Annotated in this window: 23 protein-coding genes; 18 read left to right on the top strand and 5 right to left on the bottom strand. The window is 35.2% G+C overall.

Annotated features, from left to right (window positions below):
* The first annotated feature begins 11 nt into the window (after positions 1-11).
* The 13 genes from GFU89_RS04135 (at position 12) to GFU89_RS04075 (ending at position 12,177) form a co-directional block, all read left to right on the top strand.
* The gene (locus GFU89_RS04135; RefSeq protein WP_318845941.1) at positions 12-1,181 is read left to right on the top strand and encodes a glycosyltransferase family 87 protein; all 1,170 of its coding nucleotides are present in this window, start codon (positions 12-14) and stop codon (positions 1,179-1,181) included.
* 5 nt (positions 1,182-1,186) lie between these two features.
* Positions 1,187-2,116 (top strand): glycosyltransferase family 2 protein, encoded by a 930-nt coding sequence (locus GFU89_RS04130; protein WP_318845940.1) that lies wholly within the window; start codon positions 1,187-1,189, stop codon positions 2,114-2,116.
* Between the two features lies 1 nt (position 2,117).
* Positions 2,118-2,894, top strand: coding sequence for a polysaccharide deacetylase family protein (locus GFU89_RS04125; protein WP_318845939.1), 777 nt, complete (start codon positions 2,118-2,120; stop codon positions 2,892-2,894).
* Entirely contained in the window at positions 2,891-3,988 is a 1,098-nt protein-coding gene (locus GFU89_RS04120) for a glycosyltransferase family 1 protein (protein ID WP_318845938.1), read from the top strand. Before GFU89_RS04125 ends, GFU89_RS04120 begins: the two co-directional genes overlap by 4 nt.
* A 248-nt stretch (positions 3,989-4,236) precedes the next feature.
* Entirely contained in the window at positions 4,237-5,094 is an 858-nt protein-coding gene (gene hisG, locus GFU89_RS04115; RefSeq protein WP_318845937.1) for an ATP phosphoribosyltransferase, read from the top strand.
* Between the two features lie 200 nt (positions 5,095-5,294).
* Positions 5,295-6,569 (top strand): histidinol dehydrogenase, encoded by a 1,275-nt coding sequence (hisD, locus tag GFU89_RS04110; protein WP_318845936.1) that lies wholly within the window; start codon positions 5,295-5,297, stop codon positions 6,567-6,569.
* A 358-nt stretch (positions 6,570-6,927) separates the two neighbouring features.
* Positions 6,928-7,968 (top strand): histidinol-phosphate transaminase, encoded by a 1,041-nt coding sequence (hisC, locus tag GFU89_RS04105; protein WP_318845935.1) that lies wholly within the window; start codon positions 6,928-6,930, stop codon positions 7,966-7,968.
* 2 nt (positions 7,969-7,970) lie between these two features.
* Complete coding sequence (hisB, locus tag GFU89_RS04100) at positions 7,971-9,065, top strand: bifunctional histidinol-phosphatase/imidazoleglycerol-phosphate dehydratase HisB (protein ID WP_318845934.1); 1,095 nt, start codon at positions 7,971-7,973, stop codon at positions 9,063-9,065.
* A 2-nt stretch (positions 9,066-9,067) separates the two neighbouring features.
* Complete coding sequence (gene hisH, locus GFU89_RS04095; protein WP_318845933.1) at positions 9,068-9,646, top strand: imidazole glycerol phosphate synthase subunit HisH; 579 nt, start codon at positions 9,068-9,070, stop codon at positions 9,644-9,646.
* 2 nt (positions 9,647-9,648) lie between these two features.
* Positions 9,649-10,371 carry a 1-(5-phosphoribosyl)-5-[(5-phosphoribosylamino)methylideneamino]imidazole-4-carboxamide isomerase gene (gene hisA, locus GFU89_RS04090; RefSeq protein WP_318845932.1) on the top strand — a complete coding sequence of 241 codons (723 nt, stop codon included), beginning with the start codon at positions 9,649-9,651 and terminating at the stop codon, positions 10,369-10,371.
* Positions 10,364-11,116 (top strand): imidazole glycerol phosphate synthase subunit HisF, encoded by a 753-nt coding sequence (gene hisF / locus GFU89_RS04085; RefSeq protein WP_318845931.1) that lies wholly within the window; start codon positions 10,364-10,366, stop codon positions 11,114-11,116. Before hisA ends, hisF begins: the two co-directional genes overlap by 8 nt.
* Positions 11,113-11,700: a bifunctional phosphoribosyl-AMP cyclohydrolase/phosphoribosyl-ATP diphosphatase HisIE gene (hisIE, locus tag GFU89_RS04080; RefSeq protein WP_318845930.1), complete on the top strand. Its 588-nt coding sequence runs from the start codon at positions 11,113-11,115 to the stop codon at positions 11,698-11,700. The genes hisF and hisIE overlap by 4 nt, the downstream gene beginning before the upstream one ends.
* A gap of 54 nt (positions 11,701-11,754) precedes the next feature.
* Positions 11,755-12,177, top strand: a complete 423-nt coding sequence (locus tag GFU89_RS04075) for a hypothetical protein (protein ID WP_318845929.1) — start codon at positions 11,755-11,757, stop codon at positions 12,175-12,177.
* Positions 12,178-12,255: 78 nt separating this feature from the next.
* On the opposite strand, the gene GFU89_RS04070 is transcribed toward GFU89_RS04075, so the two are convergent.
* The 5 genes from GFU89_RS04070 to rpmI form a co-directional block, all read right to left on the bottom strand.
* Positions 12,256-13,425 (bottom strand): M28 family peptidase, encoded by a 1,170-nt coding sequence (locus GFU89_RS04070; RefSeq protein WP_318845928.1) that lies wholly within the window; start codon positions 13,423-13,425, stop codon positions 12,256-12,258.
* Positions 13,426-13,638: 213 nt separating this feature from the next.
* Complete coding sequence (locus tag GFU89_RS04065) at positions 13,639-14,814, bottom strand: M28 family peptidase (protein WP_318845927.1); 1,176 nt, start codon at positions 14,812-14,814, stop codon at positions 13,639-13,641.
* 63 nt (positions 14,815-14,877) lie between these two features.
* Positions 14,878-16,059: a M28 family peptidase gene (locus GFU89_RS04060; protein WP_318845926.1), complete on the bottom strand. Its 1,182-nt coding sequence runs from the start codon at positions 16,057-16,059 to the stop codon at positions 14,878-14,880.
* A gap of 379 nt (positions 16,060-16,438) precedes the next feature.
* The gene (gene rplT / locus GFU89_RS04055) at positions 16,439-16,783 is read right to left on the bottom strand and encodes a 50S ribosomal protein L20 (protein WP_034694451.1); all 345 of its coding nucleotides are present in this window, start codon (positions 16,781-16,783) and stop codon (positions 16,439-16,441) included.
* Between the two features lie 119 nt (positions 16,784-16,902).
* The gene (rpmI, locus tag GFU89_RS04050) at positions 16,903-17,100 is read right to left on the bottom strand and encodes a 50S ribosomal protein L35 (RefSeq protein ID WP_002979658.1); all 198 of its coding nucleotides are present in this window, start codon (positions 17,098-17,100) and stop codon (positions 16,903-16,905) included.
* A gap of 304 nt (positions 17,101-17,404) precedes the next feature.
* Here rpmI and GFU89_RS04045 point away from each other — a divergent pair, with 304 nt between their 5' ends.
* The 5 genes from GFU89_RS04045 to GFU89_RS04025 all read left to right on the top strand — a co-directional run bounded on the left by GFU89_RS04045 (position 17,405) and on the right by GFU89_RS04025 (position 25,504).
* Positions 17,405-18,889, top strand: coding sequence for a hypothetical protein (locus GFU89_RS04045; RefSeq protein WP_318845925.1), 1,485 nt, complete (start codon positions 17,405-17,407; stop codon positions 18,887-18,889).
* 533 nt (positions 18,890-19,422) lie between these two features.
* On the top strand, positions 19,423-19,908 hold the full coding sequence (locus tag GFU89_RS04040; RefSeq protein ID WP_318845924.1) for a hypothetical protein: 486 nt from the start codon (positions 19,423-19,425) through the stop codon (positions 19,906-19,908).
* 2 nt (positions 19,909-19,910) lie between these two features.
* Positions 19,911-20,675: a hypothetical protein gene (locus GFU89_RS04035; protein WP_318845923.1), complete on the top strand. Its 765-nt coding sequence runs from the start codon at positions 19,911-19,913 to the stop codon at positions 20,673-20,675.
* Between the two features lie 91 nt (positions 20,676-20,766).
* The gene (locus tag GFU89_RS04030; RefSeq protein ID WP_318845922.1) at positions 20,767-23,235 is read left to right on the top strand and encodes a tetratricopeptide repeat protein; all 2,469 of its coding nucleotides are present in this window, start codon (positions 20,767-20,769) and stop codon (positions 23,233-23,235) included.
* 61 nt (positions 23,236-23,296) lie between these two features.
* Complete coding sequence (locus GFU89_RS04025) at positions 23,297-25,504, top strand: ATP-binding protein (RefSeq protein ID WP_318845921.1); 2,208 nt, start codon at positions 23,297-23,299, stop codon at positions 25,502-25,504.
* Position 25,505: the final 1 nt, after the last annotated feature.

The raw sequence follows: 25,505 nt of genomic DNA, 5'->3' as shown, positions 1-25,505 counted from the left end.
ATACCACAATCTTGAAAGAAAAATTTCTTAAAATACTATTAAACCCTAAATATATATTTGGGGTTTATCTTATTATATCGGTTGTTACAGCAATTTCCAAATACCTGAGAGGAGATTATGCGATTAATAATTATCTGATTTTTAAAAATGTATTCTTTAATACCATTCATCAGAAAAACTTATTTATCCATTATCCAGATCTTTATTTTGATTTAAACCATTATGGCGTATTTTTCAGTGCATTAATTGCTCCGTTTGCCATGATGCCGGATTGGCTGGGAATCTCACTTTGGAATGTTGCCAATACTTTTATCTTTATCTACGGTATTTATAAACTGCCGTTTTCAGACAGTAAAAAAGCAATTTTCGGACTGCTTTGCCTTCAGGAATATATTACAGCAGCTTTAAGTTTGCAGTTTAATGTAGCATTGACAGGCCTTTTGCTGTTATCCGCAGTCTATATTTACGAAAGAAAAGAAGTAAAGTCTGTAACCGCAATTTTAATAGGAATATTTGTGAAAATCTACGGAATTGTAGGATTGACACAGTTTTTCTTTATTAAAAACAAAACCAAATTTATTCTTTCAGGAGTTGCCATTGCAGTTTTATTTTTCGTGCTTCCGATGGCATATTCAAGCCCGCAGTTTGTTATTCAATGTTATTCGGACTGGTTTCAGTCTATTGTAGAAAAGAACAGTGAAAATCAGGTATTAGGAAATATGCAGGACATTTCGTTGATGGGCTTTGTAAGAAGAGTTTTAGGAGATGCATCCATTTCCAACCTTGTGTTTTTAGCAGGTGGATTACCGCTTTTTGCTTTACCTTATATCAGAATTAAACAATACAAACACTATGCTTTCCAATTGATGATTCTGGCTTCAACCTTACTGTTTTTAGTATTGTTCAGTTCCAGTTCAGAATCTCCAACTTATATTATTGCAGTTGTAGGAGTACTGATATGGTTTTTCCTTCAGAAAGAAAGAACACCGTTGATTATTGGACTGTTGGTTTTTGTCATTATTTTCACTTGTTTTTCAACTTCGGATCTATTCCCAAAATTTGTAAAAGAAAACTATATCATCAAATATTCATTAAAAGCTGTACCTTGTATTGTAATCTGGTTGAGAGTAACTTATGAACTTCTGACTAAAGATTTTGAAAAAAATTACAGCCTGAATTAATAAATATGAAGAAAATTTCAATTGTAATTCCAGCCTATAACGAAGAAGGAAATGTCGCGATGATCCATCAGAAAATTAAAGAAGTTTTTGATGGCTTACACAATTACGACTTTGAAATCATATTTGTAAATGACGGAAGCAGAGACAATACCCAGCAAAAATTAGAAGAACTTTCCAGCCAATATGACCAAGTGAAATTCATTGAGTTTTCGAGAAATTTTGGTCATCAGCCCGCTGTGAAAGCAGGAATGGACAATGCTCAGGGAAATGCAGTCATTTCGATGGATGGAGACCTTCAGCATCCTCCGGAGCTTATTCCGGAAATGATTCAGAAATGGGAAGAAGGCTATGATGTAGTTTTTACTTTCAGGACTTATCCTAAGGAAATATCCTTTTTTAAAAGAAAAACATCAGATTTATTTTACAAGCTTTTATCCAGTCTTTCAGACGTTAATTTGACGAAAGGAGGCGGCTCAGATTTCAGATTACTGGATGCAAGGGCAGTTGATGTCATGAGAAACTTTAATGAAGATGACTTATTTCTCAGAGGACTGACGAGCTGGATGGGCTTTAAACAGATTGGAATTGATTTTACCGCTGCAGAAAGACTTTCAGGAAAAAGCAGCTACAATCTTAAAAAAATGTTCACCTTTGCCTTTACGGGAATCACAGCGTTCAGTGTGAAACCATTGTATTTGGCGGCTTATCTGGGCTTTTTATTCTCAGCACTTTCGGTAATCGGATATGGTGCTTATGTGGTTCATTCCTTCATTGCAAAAACAGAGATCTCTGGTTGGGCATCATTGATTATGACCATTGTTTTCTTCGGAGGACTTCAGCTAATCATCCTCGGAATCATGGGGATTTATTTAGGGAAAATATTTAAACAGGTGAAAGACAGACCTAATTATATTATTAAAAACAAAAATTTTTAGAATGGTTTTATTGAGTTTTGATATTGAAGAATTTGATATGCCATTAGAATATAAGGGTGAAATTCCCTTTGAAAAGCAGATTTCAATTTCACAAACAGGATTAGAGAGAATACTCGATATCCTTAAAAAACATAACGCAAAAGCTACTTTCTTTTCTACCGTAGTTTTTGCAGAAAACAGCAAATATCTTATTGAAAGACTATTGAGCGAAGGTCATGAACTGGCTTCTCACACTTGGTTTCATTCAGAATTTGAAGACAAGCACCTCAAAGAATCAAGAGAAAAACTGGAAGAATTATTTTCTACCAGAGTAACCGGATTAAGAATGCCGAGAATGATGCCCGTAGATGAAAAAGAAGTTGAGAGGGCAGGGTATTCATACAATTCATCCATCAATCCTACATTTTTACCGGGAAGATATAATAATTTAAAAGTATCCAGAACTTACTTTAAAGAAGGAAATGTAACTCAGATTCCGGCTTCTGTTTCACCTAACTTCAGAATTCCTTTATTTTGGTTAAGCTTCCACAATTTTCCTTTGTTTTTGTACAGGAAACTGGCTTCAGATACCTTGAAAAAGGATAAGTATCTTAATGTTTATTTCCATCCATGGGAATTTGCAGAGATCAAAGATGAAGCATTTAAACTTCCTGGATTTACGATAAAAAACTCCGGAAAAGAAATGGTGGAAAGATTTGATTCGTTTGTAGGCTGGCTAAAACTGAAAGGCCATACATTCGGAACATTTCAGGAATTTCAAAAACAGATACAACGATGAAGATTGCTTTTGATGCAAAACGTTTTTTCCACAATACATCTGGACTGGGAAATTACTCAAGAGATCTGGTAAGAATACTTTCTGAGTATGAGCCGGATAATGAATATCTGTTACTCAACAAAAACAAGTCGGAACGGGGAAAAGAGATTCTGGAGCGACCGAATGTTCAGTTTATTGAAACTTCAAAAGGAAACTTTTCACGCCAGCTGAAAATGGGTAAAGATGCCCAGAAACAGGGTGCAGACATTTTCCATGGTTTATCCGGTGAACTTCCTTTAAAATGGGATCCAAAATCTATTAAAAAAGTGGTTACCATTCATGATCTGATCTTTGTAAGATATCCGCAGTATTACTCTTTTTTTGACAGAAGAATTCACTTTTGGAAATTTAAAAAAGCAGCTGATATGGCTGATAAGATTATCGCGATTTCAGAACAGACCAAAAGAGATATTATCCAGTATTTAAAAGTTCCTGAATCTAAGATTGAAGTCATTTATCAGGGATGCCACCACGCTTATAAAGAACAGCAGTCTCCAGAAGTGATGCAGGCTGCAAAAGAAAAATATAAGCTTCCTGAAAGATTTATTCTCAATGTAGGAACTATTGAAGAGCGTAAAAACCTTTTGAATGTTGTAAAAGCAATCAAGAGTACGGAAATTCCACTGGTTGTAGTGGGAAGAAAAACCAAATATTACCGGAAAATAGAAAACTTTCTTAAAAAAAATAAGATGGAAAAGCAGGTTCTATTTCTGGAGGGAGTTTCTATAGATGAACTGGCGGCAATCTATAAACTGGCAGATATTTTTATCTATCCGAGTTTCTTCGAAGGCTTCGGAATTCCTGTGATAGAAGCCCTTTTTTCTAAAACCGTTGTGATTACAAGCAATACAAGCTGTCTGCCTGAAGCAGGAGGGAAAGACTCAGTATATATCAATCCGGATAACGATCTTGATATCCGCGCTAAAATACAATTTCTCTGGGAAAATGAATCTGAGAGAAAACGCCGTGAGGAAAAGGGTTTTGAGTTTGTTCAGAAGTTTAATGACGAACCCATTGCAAAACAGCTGATGAATTTTTATCAAAAATTGATCTGAAAAAACTTTGCATTTTAAAAATAAATCTTACATTTGCATCATAATTCATACAATGAAACCAGCTTTTTTAGCATTACATCATTATTATCATCATCTCTGTTAGGCGGAATTGATTGATATAAGTATATGCTGAAATCAAAAATAATTAAAAACCGTCTGAGTAAATAGACGGTTTTTTTGTTTCCTGAATTCTCTTCAGAAATTTCAACAGATCAGTTTTTATTTGCTCGGACCTCAAAAAAGGCAAAATGAGTAAATTAAAAATTGCAATCCAAAAAAGCGGCCGGCTTTACGAAGAATCTCTACAGCTTCTCAAAGACTGCGGAATCTTCGTCAACAACGGGAAAGACCAGCTCAAAGTTTCAGTTGATAACTTTCCGATGGAAATCATGTACCTTCGGAATTCAGACATCCCACAATACCTGGAAGATGGAGTGGTAGATGTTGCTATTCTGGGTGAAAATCTCCTGATTGAAAAAGGGAAAAATATCAGAACGATCCAGAAACTTGGGTTTTCAAAATGCCGTGTTTCATTGGCTGTTCCCAAAGAGGTGGAAACTGATGAAATCTCTTATTTCCAAGGTAAAAAAATTGCCACTTCCTATCCTAATACCCTCAAAAACTTTTTAGAAAAAAAAGGAATTACTTCAGATATTCACGTCATTTCGGGTTCCGTAGAAATAGCGCCTAATATTGGTTTGGCAGATGGAATATGTGATATTGTAAGCTCCGGAAGTACCTTATTTAAAAACGGATTGCGCGAAACGGTTACTTTGCTTAAATCAGAAGCTGTTTTGGCTCAAACACCTCAATTGTCAGCTGAAAAAGAAGTGATTCTGGAAAAATTTGTATTCAGGATCAAAGCTGTTTTGAAAGCAAAAAATTCAAAATATATTCTGATGAATGTTCCCAATGAAAAAATTCAGAAAGTATCGGAAGTTCTTCCGGTTTTGAAAAGTCCTACCGTTATTCCTCTGGCAGAAGAAGGCTGGAGCAGTATTCATTCTGTTATTGATGAAGAGCGTTTCTGGGAAGTGATTGATGAATTGAAAGACAACGGAGCGCAGGATATTTTAATTATTCCCATTGATAAAATGGTTATTTAAAATGTTGGTCAACGCAAAGACGTAAAAGAATAAAAATTAAGACTGTTGTAAGGCGCAAAGCCATACTCACATACTTGTTGAAAATCTTAGATTTTCTTGCGCCTTAAAATACACTTAGGATTAAACAAACTTTGCGCCTTTGCGTAAAAAACAATTAAAAATCAACAATTTAATAGCTTGCTAAAATTAAAAATGATACAATGAATATATATAGATTTCCCACAAAAGACAACTGGAAAGACCTGGTAAAGCGTCCTGTTTTGGAGCAGAAAGAGATTTCAGGTCTGATTACAGAAATATTCGCAGAAGTTGAAAAAAATGGAGACAAAGCTTTAATAGAGTTCAACAGAAAGTTTGATAAAGCAGAAACCCAAAGTATAAAAGTTTCCGATGCTGAAATTCAGGAGGCAGAAATGCAGATAAAAGATGAATTGAAACAGGCAATTCAACAGGCAAAAGAGAATATTTCAACGTTTCACGCTTCTCAAAAACAGGAAGTTCAAAAAATTGAAACTACACAGGGAGTTGTTTGCTGGCGCGAGAATCGTGCTGTAGAAAGAGTGGGAATCTATATTCCCGGAGGAACTGCGCCATTATTTTCTACGGTGCTGATGCTTGCTGTTCCTGCTAACCTGGCAGGTTGTAAAGAAATTCTTCTGTGTACACCACCGGATAAAAACGGAAATATTAATCCTGCAATTCTATATGCTGCAAAGCTTTGCGGAGTTTCAAAAATATTTAAAACAGGAGGAGCACAAGCTGTAGCAGCTATGACTTTAGGAACAGAAAGTATTCCTGCAGTTTATAAAATTTTCGGTCCCGGAAATCAGTTTGTGGTTGCTGCTAAAGAATATGCCCAACGTTTTGGAGTTGCCATTGATATGCCTGCCGGACCGAGTGAAGTTCTTGTCATAGCAGATGAACAGGCCATTCCTGAATTCTGTGCTGCAGATCTTCTTTCTCAGGCAGAACATGGTAGTGACAGTCAGGTTGTTTTTATGACGACTGATCTTAAAGTTTTTAATGAAACAATCAGTGCTGTTGAACAACAGATCAAAGAGTTGCCTAGAAATGAATTTGCAGGTCAGGCTTTGGAAAACAGCTCTTTTATTTTGGTGAACACTTTGGAAGAAGCTCTTGAATTCAGTAATCTTTATGCTCCTGAACATCTTATTCTGGCCATTGATGATTTTGAAAAATATATTCCCGAGATTCAGAATGCAGGTTCTGTTTTCCTTGGAAATTACTCCTGTGAAAGTGCCGGAGACTATGCCAGCGGAACCAATCACACGCTTCCTACCAATGCCTATGCAAAGAATTACAGCGGAGTCTCACTGGATAGTTTTGTAAAGAAAATCACCTTCCAGCAACTTTCAAAAGAAGGGCTTCAGAATTTAGGAAAAACAATAGAGCTCATGGCAGAAGCAGAAGGTCTGTTTGCCCACAAAAATGCAGTATCCATAAGATTAAAATAATAATTGTTGGAAAACGCAAAGACGCAAGAAGGATATAATTGGAGCATGTTTTAAGACGCAAGGATTTTATCGAAGATAAAATTGAATAATATATAATTAAAACAAGAAATTAAAATTCATTTCCTTGTTGAAAATCTTAGATTTTCTTGCGCCTTAAAAAATTTAAAGAATTAAAGGACTTTGCGCCCTTGCGTTCATCCAAAAAAATAATTTGAACCATTAAGAAAAAGAAGCTTTTAAGAAAAGTTAAGATTCCAATAGATTGGAATTCAGCTCACAGCTTATTAAATATCACGTGATATTTTCTTCACTATTCTTAACAATTTAATTCATCTTAATGGTTTAAAATAATTTTAAAATGAAAAGTAATACAATGAAAAATACAAGTATCAAAACTCTAGTACGGGAAAATATATTACAATTACAGCCCTATATCAGTTTCAGGGATCATAATGAATTTAATGCACCTGTTATGCTGGATGCTAATGAAAGCCCTTTTGGGGAATGCAACCGTTACCCTGATTCTACCCAGAAAAAGCTTAAAAACAGGCTTTCGGGTCTTAAAAATGTTTCACCTTCACAGATTGCCATAGGAAACGGAAGTGACGAGCTGATAGACCTTATCATTAAAATCTTCTGTGAGCCTAAAAAAGATGCCATTCTGATGATGAATCCGTCCTTTGCGATGTATGCTTTCTATGCAACCATCAATGAGAATAAAGTTTTGAAAGTCGACCTTGATGAAAACTTTGAGATCATAAAAGATAATTTTTTAAAAGCAGCAGAAGATCCATCACTTAAAATTTTCTTTTTATGCTCTCCTAATAATCCTACAGGAAACAGTGTTGATGATATTGAATTTTACCTTCAGAATTTCAATGGAATTGTGGTGGTGGATGAAGCTTATATCGAATTCTCTGGGAAAAAATCAAGTATTGAGCTTTTAGATCAGTATTCCAACTTAATTGTACTTCAAACCTTTTCTAAAGCATGGGGAATTGCTGGTGCAAGGGTAGGAATGGCTTATGCATCCGAAGAAATTATCAGGCTGATCAATACAGTGAAAGCACCATATAACGTAAATGTATTAAGCCAGGAACTGATTTTGAAGACGTTGGATGATGAAAACAGGCTTCAGGACAATGTAAGAAATATTCTGGAAGAAAGAACATGGCTGCAGGAGCAGTTTAAAGAAATAAAATGCATTTCAAAAGTTTTTTCCACAGATGCTAATTTCTTTCTGATCAGATTGGAAAACGTGGACAATGTATATGGAAAAATGCTTGAAGAAGAGATTTTAACCAGCAGAAGAGATCCTGCAATTTCCGGATGTATCAGAATCAATGTGGGAAACCGTGAAGAGAATGAAAAATTAATTAATCTTTTAAAAAGTATCTGAAAATGAAAAAAGTACTCTTTATAGACCGTGACGGAACACTTATCATTGAACCTCCCACGGATTTTCAGGTAGATTCTCTGGAGAAACTTGAGTTTTATCCGGGAGTTTTCCAGAACCTATCAAAGATCGCCAATGAACTGGATTATGAACTGGTGATGGTAACCAATCAGGATGGATTGGGAACGGAAAGTTTTCCCGAAGAAGATTTTATAAAACCACAGGAAAAAATGGTACAGGCGTTCGAAAATGAAGGCATCATTTTTAGTGATATTTTAGTAGATAAAAGTTTTGAGCATGAGAATCTTCCTACCAGAAAACCAGGGATTGGGATGTTGAGCAAATATATTTATGGCAACTATGATCTTGAAAATTCCTATGTAATTGGTGATCGAAGTACAGATGTACAACTTGCTAAAAACATGGGAACTAAATCTATTTATCTTAATAAAGACTTTAATGGTGAATCTGAGCTGTCTGCAACAAGATGGGCTGAGATCTATCAGTTCTTAAAATCAGGAATGAGAAAGGCGAAAGTATCTCGAAAAACCAATGAGACAGACATAGAAATTGAAGTTAATATTGATGGAAATGGAAAGTCAGCAATTTCAACCGGGCTTCACTTTTTTGATCACATGCTTGACCAGATTGCCAGACACGGGAATATGGATCTTACAATCAAAGTAAATGGAGATCTTGCCGTAGATGAGCACCACACGATAGAAGATACGGGAATTGTGCTGGGAGAAGCTATTGTAAAAGCTTTAGGAAAGAAAAAAGGGATTGAGAGATACGGATTCCTACTTCCTATGGATGACTGCCTTTCTCAGGTGGCTATTGATTTTGGAGGAAGACCCTGGCTGGTTTGGGATGCTGAATTTAAAAGAGAAAAAATAGGGGATGTACCTACGGAGATGTTCTTTCACTTCTTCAAGTCATTTACAGATGCCTCGAAATCCAATCTGAATATCAAAGCAGAAGGATATAATGAACATCACAAGATTGAATCTATTTTTAAAGCATTCGCAAAAGCAATTAAAATGGCCGTAAATCAGTCAGATACTAATTACAGTTTACCTTCTACAAAAGGAAGTTTATAAATATGATTGCCATAATAAAATATAACGGAGGAAATGTCAATTCTGTTCAGAATGCCCTCAACAGACTGAATGTTGATTCTGTGATTACCGATGACCCTGAACAGATTTTAAAAGCTGATAAAGTGATTTTTCCCGGTGTTGGAGAAGCTTCATCAACCATGAAATTATTGAAGGAAAAGGAGCTTGATATTCTGATTCCTAGCCTTACACAGCCTGTTTTAGGAATATGTTTAGGAATGCAGCTGATGTGTAAAGGGAATGAAGAAGGAAATACTGAAGGAATGGGGATTTTTGATATCAATGTCAGAAAATTTCCATCAATAGATATTGTTCCACATATGGGCTGGAATACGCTGTCAGGGCAGACTTCTCCATTGTTTTCAGGAATGAATGTGAATAGTGATGTTTATTTCGTTCACAGCTATTATTGTGAACTATCAGACTTTACAACGTCTGTTTGTGATTATATCCTGCCATTCAGTGCTTCTTTGCAGAAAGATAATTTCTATGCTGTGCAGTTTCACCCTGAAAAATCAGGAATGGTGGGAAATCAGATAGTTAGCAACTTTATAAATTTATAACCATGAAAATAATTCCGGCTATTGATATTATCGACGGGAAATGTGTCCGTTTATCAAAAGGAGATTACAGCACAAAAAAAATATACAACGAAGACCCTGTAGAAGTGGCGAAAGAGTTTGAAAGCTTTGGGATTCAATATCTTCATTTAGTGGATCTTGACGGGGCAAAATCGAAACATATTGTCAATCAAAAGGTGTTGGAAAATATCGCTGGTTCAACTTCACTACATATTGATTTTGGAGGAGGATTAAAAACTCAGAAGGATATTGAAACGGCCTTTAATTCCGGAGCAAAGCAGATCACTTTAGGCAGTATTGCTGTTCAGGATCCTGAATTCTGTTTCGGAATGTTGCAAAAATACGGTTCTGAGAAAATCATTTTAGGGGCAGACTGTGAAAACCGGAAGATTAAAACCTCTGGCTGGCTGGAAGAAAGTAATCATGACATTGTTGATTTTATTCTTCAATATCAGGAAAAAGGTATGCAGACCACGATATGTACCGATATTTCAAAAGACGGTATGCTGGAAGGACCATCTACAGGGCTTTATATTGAGATTTTATATAAAACATCAGTACAGCTCGTAGCAAGTGGAGGTATTTCAGGCATTGCTGATGTGTATAAAATGAAAGATATTGGTTGTGCCGGGACAATTATCGGGAAAGCGATTTATGAGGGTAAAATAAGCCTGCAACAACTTCAAAACTTTATTGAAAATGCTTAAGAAAAGAATTATTCCATGTCTGGATATAAAAGATGGATCTACAGTGAAAGGCGTCAATTTTGAAGACCTTAAAAATGCAGGAGATCCGGTAGAACTCGCTAAAAAATATGAGCAGGAAGGTGCTGATGAACTTGTTTTTCTGGATATTACCGCTACCATTGAGGATAGAAAAACATTTGTAGAACTGGTGAAAGATATTGCGAAAGAACTTAGTATTCCCTTTACGGTAGGAGGAGGCATTTCATCTGTAGAAGATGTTAGGACGCTTTTGGAAGCGGGTGCTGATAAGATCAGTATCAATTCTTCAGCCGTGAGAAATCCTACGCTTATTTCTGATTTGGCTAAAGAGTTCGGAAGCCAGTGTGTCGTAGTTGCAATTGATACAAGACAGGTTGGAGATATTGATCTCGTTCATATCAAAGGAGGAAGAGAAGCAAAAGAGCTTACTACTGTGGAATGGGCACAGGAAGCAGCACGCTTGGGAGCAGGAGAAATTCTGTTAACTTCTATGGATGGTGATGGAACTAAAAACGGTTTTGATCTCAGAATCACAAAGCTTGTTTCAGAAGCGATCAGTATTCCGGTGATTGCTTCAGGCGGCGCCGGTACTGTAAATGACTTTATTCAAGTATTCAATGAAACGAAAGCTACAGGAGCTTTGGCAGCCAGTATTTTCCATTTTAATGAAATAGGAATTCAGGATTTGAAACAACAATTAAAAACTCAAAAAATTGAAGTGCGATGAAAATAGATTTTAATAAAGATAACGGACTTGTGCCTGTAGTAATTCAGGACAACAGAACATTGCAGGTGCTGATGCTGGGCTACATGAATGAAGAAGCTTTTGAAAAAACAAAAACGGAAGGGATTGTTACTTTTTTCAGCCGTTCCAAAAACAGACTCTGGACAAAAGGAGAAGAATCAGGTAATTTTTTGACCGTAAAAAGTATTGATATCGATTGTGATCAGGATACCATATTAATTAAAGTTGTTCCTAAGAATGTGGTTTGCCACACAGGAAGTTTCAGCTGTTTCGGAGAAAAAAATGCTAAAGGATTCCTATATGAGCTGGAAGAGAAAATATCTCAGAGAATAGATGCTAAAGCTGAAGATTCTTATACTTACTCACTCTATCAGAGAGGAATCAATAAAATGGCTCAAAAAGTAGGAGAGGAAGCTGTAGAACTTGTAATAGAAGCAAAAGACAATAACGAAGAACTTTTTAAAAATGAAGCTGCAGATCTTCTGTATCACTTCTTAATTTTATTGAAAGCAAAAGGTTTTTCATTGGAAGAGATAGAGAAGATTCTTCAGGACAGGAATAAATGAGGTCTTTGAAAATAAATGGTTTTTAATTTAAAAAATAGGCTAATCTTTTAACTCATGACTCCTCTACAAAAATCTAAAGATTTGATGGATAGTGAACAATACATTCTATCACTTACTATTTTAGAGACATTAAATGGCTTATCCTCAAAGTCTGAAAACTACAGGTTGTTATTCATGTCAAATTGTTGGTTTAATTTAGAAGAATATGATTGGGCAATTGAAATTGCTGATAAATTATTGCAGAAAGATCCTAAAAATGAAATGGCTTCTCAAATGAAATATTTATCTTATTGTAAATTAAAAGATTATGATAATGCCTTTGATGAGATAATAGATTTTTTATCCAATAATGAAGCAGATCTTTATAAAGTAACACTGGAAGAATTATTGACAGATATCAAAGATGGATATATTAATGATAAAGATATAATTTCCAAAATTAAAGAATTAGCATTACAAAATGACTGTTTAAAGTAAAATGAGGTACCTGGGAAATGCAAAAACAGCAGGAGAGCCCCCCTGCTGTTTTCTTTATTCTGAATATAAAGATATGTTTTATCTTTCAATCATGATATTTTTAACAAGAGTTTGATCTCCTACTTTTAAAACTCCAATATACACTCCGTTTTGAAGGGTTGACACATCAACTTTTCTTTCATTGTTTACTTTCAGCATTGATCTTCCCATAGCATTGCTGAGTTCAAAACTGAAATTGCTTTCTTTAGCATCCGGCAATTCAATGTTGAGAACGTTGCTGGCAGGGTTAGGATAGATTTTTGCTGTTTCTAAAGCGTTTTTAGATGCTGGTTTGCTTATAGTGGTAGAAGCGGTTGCAAAGTGCTGTAAGGCACCTACAGTAGCCTTTCCAATCTTATATACATAGACAGGGTCCATATTGGTAAAAGTGTCCTTAGAGCTGTGAGGATAACTGCTTCTGATTCTTTCAAAAAAGCCCGTAATCACTTCACCTTTCTGCTCAAAAGGAATATAATCGGTATCTTCAGCCGGATCTACAGCAGTTTGAAGAGGAGAGTAGAGTGCCGTACAATTTCTCAGCTGTTGAGTTACTGCTGCGGAAGCTGCATTATTGCTGGAAAGACCTCCCTGATCTTCGTCACAGTACACCGTATTATTGTTGTTCCCCTTAACACCGCCTACCTGATCAAGATTAAAGACCAGCTTTATATCTAATTTGCGAACACCTCCTTGATACACGACATTATTTACATAGTGACTGCTTCCTTTCAATCCCTGTTCTTCCCCAGAGAAGTGAATGAACTTTATAGAATACTCAGTCGGAACATTTTTCAGAATCCTTGCGGCTTCAAGAATAATAGACGTTCCGCTTCCGTTATCATTCACTCCAGGGCCATAAATAGTGTCAAAATGCCCGCAAATAATAACATATTTGTTGGGGTAAAGTGTTCCTGTTTTGGTGATAATTAAATTTTTAGAACTGGTGCTCCCGAAAGTAAAAGGACTTTCTTCAATCTGGCTTGCAGTATATCCATAAGCAAGATATTTGTTTTTTATCCAGTTCATCGTATTGACATTAGCCTGTGAGCCCGTAGTTTTAACTCCCAGATTGCCGAAATCCTGAAGATTGGCTGTGATATTTGCCTGGGTAACCATATCCGCTCTGTCTTTATAAGCCTGGATAAAACTTTGAGCCCCTATACTCTGCATCATTAATGCAGTGCATAAAACTGTTGTAAATTTTTTCATATATGATATTATTTTGGTAACACGAATGTAGTAAATAAATCACAACGAAGTGTTTAATGTTTTAAAATAAAATGAAAATTTTACTATGTTATCAATAGATTTCGCATTGAAAGATGTAAGTGTGTTACAAATGCTTTAATCTGTGTAATCTCTGAAAAGTAAAACCTTTGAACAGCTTCAAAGGTTTTATAATTTAATGATATGTAATGCGAACTATCTTTCAATCATCACTTTTCTTACTACAGTCTGATCTCCGACTTTTATAATTCCAAGATAAGCACCATTTTCCAATCCCGAAGCATTGATTTTTGTTTCATTGGTTCTTTTGAAAATAGATCTTCCCTGGAAATCAGTAATTTCAAAAGTGAAATTCTTAATTCCCGAATCAGGAAGGTCAATATTGATAACATCCTTTACTGGATTTGGATAGATTTTTACAGTTTCTAATGTATTTTTTGTGACAGCTTCATGGGTTCCCAGTGTTCCTGTAGCAACAGCAAAATGCTGAAGTGCCCCCACGGATGCTTTTCCTATATTATAAATGTAAACGGGATCCGTATTGGCGAAAGTGTCATTTACCGTATGTGGATATGTACTTCTGATTCTTTCAAAAAATCCTGTAATCACTTCGCCTTTCTGCTCAAAAGGAATGTAATCTGTGTCTTCAGCAGGATCTACAGCTGTCAGAAGAGGAGAATAAAGCGCTGTGCAATTTCTCAGTTCCTGGGTCACCGTTGCAGAGGCCGCATTATTAGAGGTAAGTCCTCCAAGATCCTGATCACAGTAAACCGTATTGTTATTATTTCCCATTACACCGCCCACCTGATCCAGGTTAAAGACAAGTTTGATATCCAAAACACGGATGCTTCCCTGATAGGCTACCGTATTGGCATAATGAGTGCTTCCCAGAAGTCCCTGTTCTTCCCCGGAAAAATGTATGAATTTTATAGAATATTCCGTTGGTACATCTTTCAGGATTCTGGCTGCTTCTAGAATAATAGAAGTTCCACTTCCGTTATCATTGATTCCCAAACCGGTAATGCTGTCGAAATGCCCGCAGATGATGACATATTTATTTGGATACACTGTTCCAGTCTTTGTAATGACCAGGTTTTTAGAATTATAACTTCCTGAAGTAAAAGGATCTTCTGCCATCTGACTGACAGTATATCCATAGGAAAGATATTTGGTTTTAAGCCACTCAAAAGCATTATTGTTTGCTGCTGTCCCTGTTTTTTTTACCCCTAAATTAGCAAACTCCTGAAGGTAAGTGGTAATATTGGTCTGAGTTACCATATTCGCTCTGTCCTGATAAGCCTGAATGAAACTTTGAGCTCCAAGACTTTGCATGGCAATGGAAGCCAGTAAAAAAGTAGTGATTTTCTTCATTTTATGATGGTAATGCATGAAATACTGATAACAGTTGACCCTTATCAGTATTCAACCCTGACATTATTTATTAATGATTATTTTCTTTGTGGTATTTCCCTTATCGGTCTTGATGGTAACCATATAAACTCCGTTTTTAAGACCAGATGTGTTTATTTTTTCTTCGTTTTCAACATTTAAAACCATATTTCCTACCATGTCATTAATCTCAACTTTGAATTGTGTTACTTTTTGTTGAAATTCCACTGTAATAAGATCTTTAGCAGGATTAGGATAAATTCTTATTTCTTCTGCTGACTTCTGTGCTGCGTTCTCATGGGTACTCAAAAGATTATTCGATGTCGTGGCAACGGCAAAATGCTGCAGCGCTCCTACAGCCGCTTTTCCTACATTGAAAACATATACAGGATCAAGATTGGCAAAAGTATCACTTACTGTATGCTCGTTTTCACTTCTCAGGTATTCATAGAATCCTGTAATCGTATATCCTTTAGCTTCAAAAGGCATATAATCTGAGCTGTAAGCATAAGACAGATTGGTCTGAAGAGGAGAGTAGAGACTGGTACAGGTCATCAGTTCCTGGGTCATAGTATTGGAGGCTGTATTATTTGCAGACATTCCGCCTGTATCCCTTTCACAGGTAATGGTGTTGTTATTATTTCCTATAAGTCCACCTACCTGGTCAATATTTAAAATAAGTTTTATATCCAGAACCTTTGTACCTCCCTGGTAAGCTACATTGTTTACATAATGGTTACTTCCTACCAAGCCTTGTTCTTCTCCGGAGAAATGAATAAACTTGATAGAATATTCTGTAGGAATATCTTTCAGAATTCTCGCTGCTTCAAGAATGATTGACGTTCCGCTGCCATTATCACTCACCCCAGGCCCTACAATGGTATCGTAATGCCCACAGATAATAACATATTTGTTGGGATACAAAGTTCCGGTTTTGGTGATGATCAGGTTTTTTGACGAATTGCCTCCGTAGGTGAAAGCATCTTCAGAAAAGTCACTGGCAGTATATCCATAAGACAGATATTTGTTTTTAAGCCAGTCCAGTGCATTATTATTAGCTGTTGTACCTGTTTTTTTTATTCCAAACCCGGCAAATTCCTGAAGATTGGTACTGATATTGGCTTGCGTGACCATATCAGCCCGGTTTTTATAAGCCTGAATAAAACTCTGTGCATCTATATTTTGGAGTGCAATGGAAGTCAGCAAAAAAACTGCAGCTTTTTTCATTTTGATACTTTCTTTTTATAGATTGTAAATATAGCAATAAATCATTATTTATTGTTAATAATTAAGTCTGTTTTAATCAAAATGTTTGTTTTTTAATAACAATATGTCTTTTTATGCACTTTATTATTATACTAGGTTGGTGTTCATTTAATAGATTGTATTTGTTTATATTTTTCTATTATTTTCATTGTTTTATGTTAAATATTTAGTATTTAATTATCTATCCCCGCAGATGTCACTAAGGATATATCAAATGAAACTAAAATTAGTAGGAGCTGAAACTGAATTTTGAATTGAAAACACACGAGATTAAAAAATATAAAACAAAAAAATCCCGGGAAAACCCGGGACTTATATTGATAACAAAATCTATTCTACATTATTTTACTTGATCTACAACAGCTTTGAAAGCTTCAGGGTGATTCATTGCTAAATCAGCTAAAACTTTTCTGTTAAGTTCGATGTTGTTCTTTTTAAGAGCTCCCATAAATTGAGAGTAAGACATTCCGTGCTCTCTAGTTCCCGCGTTGATACGAGTGATCCAAAGTGCTCTGAAGTTTCTCTTTTTCTCTTTTCTACCACGGTAAGCATATTGCATTGCTTTTTCTACCGCGTTTTTAGCTACAGTCCAAACGTTCTTTCTTCTACCGAAAAAACCTTTAGCTTGCTTAAAAATTTTCTTTCTGCGAGCTCTTGAAGCTACGGCATTTACTGATCTTGGCATAATTTAAATTGTTTTTTTGAAAAGGGCGGCAACTGATGTTACTCTTATTTGCACCGTTTCAGGGTTAAAATGTTGAATTTGTTTTGAATTCTTATAAACCGAATATAGATTTATAAAAACTACTTAATTGCTAATTGACGTTGAACACTTTTCTCGTCCACTTTAGCTACGTAAGAAGTAGTAGTAAGATTTCTCTTCTGCTTAGTTTCTTTCTTAGTTAAGATGTGACTTTTGTAAGCGTTTTTTCTTTTGATCTTACCAGATCCGGTAAGAGCAAAACGTTTCTTAGCACCTGATTTCGTTTTTAATTTTGGCATTGTTCTGCTTTTTTATTGTTTTTGTTATCAATATCTGTTTTGGTTACTCCTAAAGACATTAGGAATAATAGTGTGCAAAATTACGGAAAAAAAGTGAGATGTGAAAGTAATTTTTAATCTGGACGAATAGGGCGGTCTTTTCTATAATCTCTTACTATCAGTTATTCTTATATATTATGACCTTAAAAAGGATAAAAGATCTCTGTTAATGGATTTTTTACCTAAAATATAGCTGATAATCGGGATTGCAGTGTTTTTTATTTCTCTCTAATATTGACGAATACGATGAATAAAATTTCGATGTATGAAAACAATAGTATGCAGTATCCTTTTTATGCTGACTTCAGTTACGGCATGTACCCAGGAAAAAAAAGATAATTTCCCGTTGGTTTCATCAAAAACAAAAAGTATCAGTAGTGTTCCGTTTTTAACGAAGCAGAATGATTTTATTTATGTAAATAAGATAAGTTTACAACCTGTCAGCAAACAAAAATTCAGAAACGCATCCCTATTTACTCCTAGAGGTTTTGCGGTTGTTGAAAATGAAAAAAATGAATATGCTGTCATTGATGAAAGTGGAAAGATCGTTTTAGATTTTTCAGCCAGCGCAATAGGTTTAAATGTTGTCGGTGGACTTACATTTTATAAAAAAGAGATTGAATACGAAAAGAAAATGCCTGTCTGGAAATGGGATTGGAATATCATGGGAAGTGGTATTAAAAAAGAACAGACTTACCATAAAATTGAGATTGGCGTTGTAGAAACCCAACAAATCTTACTCAATGAAGACATTCCTTACCTGGAAGAAAATTATTATCTGAATTTTGTTTCTGTAGATGAAAAACACCTCTTTTGGAATGGAAACATTTACGAAATCAAAAAAGGCCATTTAAATAAAATTGAAAATGGGATTACTGAATTATTGGAAGATAAACGCTTTATCAAAGGTTCCAATGCAAGTTTTTTGATATATGGATTGGATCAAAAAAAGGCACTTCACAAAGAATTAAAAGGTACAGAAACACTTTCAATTCAGTTTGGGAAGGAAATGATAATGCTGAAACAGGTTAATAAAGAACGGTATGATCCGGAAGTTCCCAAGCTTTTAGCAGACAGCAAAACCCAGGATATTTATCCTTTTCCACAGTATGAAAAGGTCTTTCCGAAAGAAATTACAAAAGCAACCGCTTCGCAGATTGATTTCATAAAGAAAACATCTTTAGTGTATTCTATTACCAATTCGCCTTATTTTCTGCTGGGTGTTTTTAATTATGATCATAATATCTGGGCATACGATTGGCTTTATATTGATACCAAAGGAAACGTCACAGATTCTATTGGTACCTATAATTTTAAAGTGCTGGATCAGGTAGGAAACCTTGTATGGCCGGACAGAAAAATGATTTTACCCGATCAGTTCATTGATAAAAACTGGAAATTCGGAAAAATAAATTCTTATCACAGCATGAATGATTTATACCTTATTCCCATTGAAGATGAAAAACAACTGAGGGCAAAAGGTCTGTGGAACAGAAGCAAAAATATCTGGGAAATCAAGCCTGAATACAATGATATTTCGGTTTTGGATACGGATAAACAGATCTATGCACTTCAAAAAGAAAAAGATGGCTTATATACACTTTATGACAATGAGAATAAAAGGGATATTGGATCAAAAACGTATAATTCCATTAATTCTGACGGTCTGGTAAGTATTAAACGTAGTTCCGGAGAAAACACCTATTACTATATTGATATTTACTCCGGAAAAGAATACAAAGAACAATAATTTAATAGTCTTATTAAGTGAGACTCATTCTAAACTAATTATACTATGCTTTCATCTGCAGATTTACACCTGGAAAGAATGTTATTTCTTGCTGTTTTGATTCTATTTTTCGGAACAGGATTTTTATGCACGCTCATCATTTTTATTATAAATTCTATACGAAAGAAAAATAAAACAGGGCGTTATTATATTTTCGGATTTCTTATTTCCGGACTTATTGGAGTCGTTTTAACCGCATTCTATTGTTATATGATATTATTTGAACAGGCTGAAATTTATATGCCCTAAAGATGTGATGGAATAGATTCTAAAAAATAGAAAAACGAAAAACCCCTATTATCAGGGATATTTTCATGCAACCCCTTTTGTTACCTTTAATCCGGGAAAATATTAAAATAATTTGGTGAAAAACCTCGTGATTTTAAAGCCATTTTCGCATTTACTTATATAAATATTTTTTATAACTTTTATAGCTTTCTTTTTCACACCCAATTAAAAGATAAATTCTTATTTCGAACAAACACTAAAAAAGTATGGGTAAAAACACTAGCCAAATAAAATTGAGTGAAGAAGAAGCTGTAAAAGTAATATTGCTGAGCATCATTTTGATACTATTCACCAGCTGCAAGAATCCAGGGAGAAAAAAAACGAATTTTCCGAATGAATTGAAAAATACCCATTGGATTATTGATAGTGGCGGACTTATTGCTCCGGATGGTGATACAACCTATGAGCTGTCAAAGAGGGTGGATTCTGCATTAATTCTCAATTTTCATGCAGTCAACTTTGTGGATGAAGAAAGATTTGAAAGTTTTGACAGCTGGCAATGTGGAAATGACTGTTTTACAAAAATATATGGCAGATATTATTTTGTACAGGCCAATCAAATAGAAATGGAAGTTGACAGTATTCGTAAATCAGGAACCTGCGAGGCTCCCACACAAGTTTTCAGGCCAGCAAAAGAAATGACTTTTGATATTGTGGAAAAAGGAAAGCAGTTACAACTCATAAGAAAATAGAAATGGCAGATTTAATAAAAATTTTCCCGGAATATGAAGATGTATTTTATGATGATATCGAAAATCATAAAAAATATTTTCTGCCGGTTTGTTCAATAAATCTAAAATTGATAGATCCTCAGGATGATACGTGGCTGCACATTGTATCAGTGAAAGAACTTTTTGACGGGCAAATTGGATCTTCTACTTCCCAATATTACACCCGGTTTACAAAAGCGGATATGATTGGCTTTGATATCATTGATGGTAAATATAAATTCGATGCAGACTGGAATTATTTTACCTTTTCCAAAGAAATTGATCCGGAAAATTATGGTCATCAGTATTCAGATGATGAAATTGAATATAATATGAATAGTGCCATGTATTCATTATTAAAAGGATACTTCAAGAAAAATGTAAAACTATATGACAGGGATTTTAATCGGCCTGGATTAGAGGTAGGTGATATAAGAAGATTAGAACGGTTGCGTAAACTGACAGTGCAGGATCTGGAAAATGATGATCCCAATGAATATTTGCATGAAAGAATTCAATCAAAAACAGAGGGAATCTTTGATGAAATCAATACCAGTCAACTTCCTTTTGAATTATGTAACTACTCAGGATGTAACCTTTTGGAAAAACCTTTCAAAAATGATAATACTTTGATGGATTATATTGCGTGTCTGGAAGGATATGATTTTCAAAAAACAGCAGCAGATCAATTGTATTTGTTTCATGACAAAGAGCTGAAAAAAGCAGTTATCTGTTTTGAATATACTTAATACAGCTTCACAAAACACGAGTATTTAATTTCAATAAAATCACTGTAATTGGGAGTGTTTTTAATGCTTTCCGACAGGTAAAATGTAGCGAATGGCACACCGGATTTATTTATACAATTACGATCAGAAATCGAATCAGACATTTGATACCTATCTGGGCGAGTGGAACTACGAAATTCCATTATTACTGTATCCCTTACTGGCAGAAGATATTAAAGTAGAAGGCGTCGAGTTTTTCTCAGATAAAAACCAGGGAATTGTTCAGTTGCGTTACTTTTTCAATCTGCTGGCAGATACCTATCAACTGCATTATAAGAAAACGTACTACGAACCTGTTAATAAAATGTTTGAGTTTCTGGAAGCTCTGCCTTACGACTCTTTTGTATTGAATGCAACGGATGTTTTCAACATGAACGAAGAAAAACATAAAGTACAGGCAAAGGAATGGCTGGTAGAAATTCAGCAGAAAAGCAAACTCTATAAAAAGGCTGTGGAAGCTCAGAATCTTTCGCTGTTAGATTCTTTGTTCTCGCACACCGGATATTCCTCATTTCTCGAAATTTTACAAACAGACTGGATTAATTACGGATTGGGATATTTTGAGGAACTTGCCTATAAAAAGGCAGCATCCTCAATATTTGAAGAGGATGGGAAATTTGGTCTGAAGGATGCAAAAGGGGGTATTTTGGCCCCAGCTATTTATGATGATATTTTTGAAGCAGACTATAATTACAGTATATCTGTGATTCAAAAAGATAGTTTGTTCGGTTATCTGCAAAGTGACGGAAAAGAATGGGTTTCTCCAGTGTATGAAGAAGCTTTTGATGTATTCGATTTTGCGCAGGAACCTTTAGGCGAAGTAAAAGTGAATGGAAAATCGGGAATTTTAAAAATTTATTCAAATACCTGGATGGTTTCTCCCGATTATGATGCCATTGAAAGAGTAGCCTATGGATTCTTAGGCGTAGAAAAAGACGGGCAATTTGGTGTTTACAATGATGAAAACACACTGGTTATTCCTATTGAAAGCGAAAGCCCTTATGAATACGATTATTTTCCCGAGCTGTTTTTCACCAAGCAAAAAGGAACCGGCAAGCGCAGATATTATACCAAAGAAGGAAACTGTCTGGGTGATTTTTTAGAAGGAAGTATCATAAAAACAAGTACCTGTTTCTGGATTAAACCAAACAAATTTGATAAAAAAGGAAAATTAATAGATGAAACAGGCCGTATTATCATAGACGAGGCGGATCAACTGATTTTAATCGATAATTTTGAAACTCTTGCTGTTCGTAAAGATAAGAACTGGAAAATTTATCACACTTTAAAGCATAAGTTTCTGTTAGAAAATGAATCTGTTATTAAAGTAAAGGCACAATCAAATGCCGGATATAGAAACAATGTCTTTATCCTGGAAACCCAAACAGGATCAGGACTTTTTGATGCAGACAATGGAAGTTGGTTAATTGCTCCCCAATCAGAAATTAAGCAGATTCATTATTTGGAAAATGGATTTTTATCGGTTCAAAAAAATGAAAGGTATCAGCTGTTCGATTTTGAGAATGGCCTGTCAGCTCAATGGTACGATTATATTTCCAATCCTTTGAATTATAGAACAGAAGAAGGTTTGTTATTTCTATATCAGGATGAAAATATGTTTAGAATGAATGAAGATAAAAACATTCATCGGGTAGAGGCTTCTGAATATGGTGCGATTTATTTGGATCGGTATTCATTCCGGGGAAAAGATTTAGAATACTTTACTTCCTTTTATAACCGTTGGAAAAGTCAGGCAGGCAAAAACGCCGAACAATTCATGGACGCCGGAACCATTACAAAAATGGCTTTTGATGCAAAAGAAAATCAAAATTACCACGAAGCACTTCGCTTGTTTGAGTTATCTGCTCAAAAGGGTGACATAGATAGTCTGGTAGAAATAGGAATACTATTTACCGATCCTGAAATAGAATCATTGTTTGATCCACAAAAAGGAATCATCTACTATGAAAAAGCGGCAAAACGAAACCATCCTGTAGCCTGGAACAATATCGGGGCTTTGTACCACAACGGAATAGGGTATTCTTTTAATATCAAAAAAGCAATTCAGGCGTATGGAAAAAGCGCTGAACTTGGTGACGGTTTGGCACTTGTCAACCTGGGTGATCTGTATTATTTTGGAGAACATGTGCTGCAGGATTACACTAAAGCCTTGGATTTTTATCAGAAAGCCGAGAAAAAATACTACTATAATTACGATAAAATCTCAGAAATCTATTACCAGTTAAGAGATTATAAAAATCTTTTGGTATACTTAAAGAAAGACTATGATCAGTCATATTCAGGGATTTATTACGGTATTATGTACGAACTCGGCATGGAGGTAAAAACAGATCTGAAAAAAGCCATTAAGTATTTTGAACAAGCCAATGCTTACAGTGCTTATGAATATGCAACTCAACGCTTAATATATTACTATAGTGAAGATCCGGCCTTTAAAAATGAAAAGAAATTTCAGAAATGGAGATCTTTCGCCGAAAAGCACGGTTTCGAAATAGATTAGCAGGGATTTACCTATATTTACGCTCCTTAATGGAATGCAATTTAATAAAGATAAGGGTTTGATGTACAGGTTATTATTTATATTTATTTTACTTATTTGTCCGTTTTTTGTTCAGGCACAGAATGTTTTAAGCAAATTAGAAAAAGAATACAGCCATGCAGCAAACAATACGGTAGAACAACTCAATCTGGCTCCCAAATACGCGACTGCCTTATTTTTTCATAACCTTAAACCTAAATCTTACCAGATTTTAGAAACCAATATTTCCATTGCTGCAAAACAGGCGGATGGGAAATATGCCACTATTTTGTATGCTGTACTAGCTATGAATTATCGACTGGATAACAAAACAGCCGAGTCTTCAAAAAGTCTTGACATAGCAAAGGCATATAGTTTAAAAACAAATAGCAATGAAGCAAAAGGCTATGTAGAATATGCAAAAGGCTGGATTCTGACCCGTAATAATAAAACAACCGATGCGGTTGCCGCTTACCTGAAAGCGATCAAATATTATGAAAACTCACCAACCACTTCCACACTATATGGAAGATTGGGTAATGCAGCCAAAGAATTATCTGCCATTTATTCTGACCTGAATGAATATCAGCTGGAAGAAAAATACAGCAAGCAATTTCTATTGTTAGCTTCCAAACAAAATGATCCCAATCTTATCTTTGATGCTTACATGCGGATGGGGTACGTATATGAACAAAAATATACACAGGATCCATCCAATACAATGTTTCGAACTAAAACAGAACAGTATTATTTACAGGCTATTGCTACTTTCAATAAAAACAAAGATGTTATGCTTAGCGGAAATAGCCTTTCATATGCTGCCATCAATTTAGCGAATTTATATACAGGGTTTGACAGTAATAAGGCAATGCAATATGCCCAGCTCGCTAATAAGGTGAGTCTTGAAGTCGGCGATGCTATTCACATTGCTTCTTCATTTGGGATTTTAGCAGAATTGGCATTACAGGATAAAAATTATGATTTAGCTAAGTCTTATTTTCTGAAAGCTTCTATGGAAATTGGGAAAAGTCCGGTAAGAAATCATATGATAGAATTGTCTATCCTTGAATCTCTATCCAGAATCAGCGAAGAGCAGGGAAATTACAAAGAAGCACTGACGTATTATAAAAGTTACGTAGATAAATACAAAAGTGTTTATGACCAGGAAAAACTGGATATTACCAAAAGGCTGGAATCTCAGTTTGATAAAGAACGTCAGGAGCAGAAATACATAAAACTCCAGCTGGAAAGTGATAAAAAAGCGCAGGAAATCAGGTTGATAAATATACTTCGTGCACAACGCGAACAGGTTTACAATAACTTAAAACTGGTAGAAGAAAATCAGCGTGAACGCTTGAAATTTTCAGAACTTGAATCGGAGAAAAAAGAACAGCAGCTTCGTTTGGCAAAACTGGAAACCCAGCAGAAGAATAATGATATTAACAACTTTAAAAAGCTGTTGGCATTCAAAGAAAAGATCAATACCTACTACATTTTTTTTATTACCTTTTTTATTGTTCTGATCCTCTTATTGCTTTATGCTTATAAACAGCGTGCAAAGTCTATTAAACGAAGAGACGAGCTGCATGCTTTAGCCATGGAACAAGAGAAACAAAAATCAAAAATATCTACGCTTACCGCATTGCTTGAAGGGCAGGAGCAGGAGCGTGGCCGTCTTGCCCGTGATCTTCATGACGGATTGGGAGGACTGCTTTCAGGAACGAAACATCAACTGTCTTATTTAAACCCACATCAATCTGAAAATATAGAAGAAGGAATTTCAAAATCGATTGACCAGATTGATGATGCGGTAGAAGAGTTAAGAAGGGTAGCGCATAATTTAATGCCTGATTTATTAACGAAATATGGATTGGAAGTAGCCATTCAGGAGTTTGCTTCCCGTATATCCAATAACGCACTAGAGATCCATACCGAATTTATTAATTACAGTAATTCAATATCAAAGGAAAAGCAACTGATTATCTACAGGATCATTCAGGAGCTGGTTAACAATGCCATAAAACATGCTGATACTTCAGAAATTATTGTTCAGATAAGCGAAGAAGACAATCTATTGAATCTAACGGTAGAAGACAACGGAAAAGGTTTTGACCCTACAGGTTTAGACGTAAGAAAAACAGCAGGTTTCCACAACATAGAATTAAGAGTCCAGTTTTTAAAAGGAACGATGAATATCACCTCCGAATTGAATATTGGCACCAGTATAGAACTTCAAATCCCTATTCATTAAA

It is taken from the genome of Chryseobacterium sp. JV558 (genome assembly GCF_033712365.1).
Classification (GTDB): Bacteria; Bacteroidota; Bacteroidia; order Flavobacteriales; family Weeksellaceae; genus Chryseobacterium.
Note: the sequence above shows the minus strand (reverse complement) of the source record. Positions and strands in the feature narration are given on the sequence as shown.

Coding starts and splice junctions, on each gene's coding strand:
- GFU89_RS04130 (WP_318845940.1), top strand. CDS start 1,187: ATGAAGAAAATTTCAATTGTAATTCCAGCCTATAACGAAGAAGGAAAT.
- GFU89_RS04125 (WP_318845939.1), top strand. CDS start 2,118: ATGGTTTTATTGAGTTTTGATATTGAAGAATTTGATATGCCATTAGAA.
- GFU89_RS04120 (WP_318845938.1), top strand. CDS start 2,891: ATGAAGATTGCTTTTGATGCAAAACGTTTTTTCCACAATACATCTGGA.
- hisG (WP_318845937.1), top strand. CDS start 4,237: ATGAGTAAATTAAAAATTGCAATCCAAAAAAGCGGCCGGCTTTACGAA.
- hisD (WP_318845936.1), top strand. CDS start 5,295: ATGAATATATATAGATTTCCCACAAAAGACAACTGGAAAGACCTGGTA.
- hisC (WP_318845935.1), top strand. CDS start 6,928: ATGAAAAGTAATACAATGAAAAATACAAGTATCAAAACTCTAGTACGG.
- hisB (WP_318845934.1), top strand. CDS start 7,971: ATGAAAAAAGTACTCTTTATAGACCGTGACGGAACACTTATCATTGAA.
- hisH (WP_318845933.1), top strand. CDS start 9,068: ATGATTGCCATAATAAAATATAACGGAGGAAATGTCAATTCTGTTCAG.
- hisA (WP_318845932.1), top strand. CDS start 9,649: ATGAAAATAATTCCGGCTATTGATATTATCGACGGGAAATGTGTCCGT.
- hisF (WP_318845931.1), top strand. CDS start 10,364: ATGCTTAAGAAAAGAATTATTCCATGTCTGGATATAAAAGATGGATCT.
- hisIE (WP_318845930.1), top strand. CDS start 11,113: ATGAAAATAGATTTTAATAAAGATAACGGACTTGTGCCTGTAGTAATT.
- GFU89_RS04075 (WP_318845929.1), top strand. CDS start 11,755: ATGACTCCTCTACAAAAATCTAAAGATTTGATGGATAGTGAACAATAC.
- GFU89_RS04070 (WP_318845928.1), bottom strand. CDS start 13,425: ATGAAAAAATTTACAACAGTTTTATGCACTGCATTAATGATGCAGAGT.
- GFU89_RS04065 (WP_318845927.1), bottom strand. CDS start 14,814: ATGAAGAAAATCACTACTTTTTTACTGGCTTCCATTGCCATGCAAAGT.
- GFU89_RS04060 (WP_318845926.1), bottom strand. CDS start 16,059: ATGAAAAAAGCTGCAGTTTTTTTGCTGACTTCCATTGCACTCCAAAAT.
- rplT (WP_034694451.1), bottom strand. CDS start 16,783: ATGCCAAGATCAGTAAATGCCGTAGCTTCAAGAGCTCGCAGAAAGAAA.
- rpmI (WP_002979658.1), bottom strand. CDS start 17,100: ATGCCAAAATTAAAAACGAAATCAGGTGCTAAGAAACGTTTTGCTCTT.
- GFU89_RS04045 (WP_318845925.1), top strand. CDS start 17,405: ATGAAAACAATAGTATGCAGTATCCTTTTTATGCTGACTTCAGTTACG.
- GFU89_RS04040 (WP_318845924.1), top strand. CDS start 19,423: ATGGGTAAAAACACTAGCCAAATAAAATTGAGTGAAGAAGAAGCTGTA.
- GFU89_RS04035 (WP_318845923.1), top strand. CDS start 19,911: ATGGCAGATTTAATAAAAATTTTCCCGGAATATGAAGATGTATTTTAT.
- GFU89_RS04030 (WP_318845922.1), top strand. CDS start 20,767: ATGGCACACCGGATTTATTTATACAATTACGATCAGAAATCGAATCAG.
- GFU89_RS04025 (WP_318845921.1), top strand. CDS start 23,297: ATGTACAGGTTATTATTTATATTTATTTTACTTATTTGTCCGTTTTTT.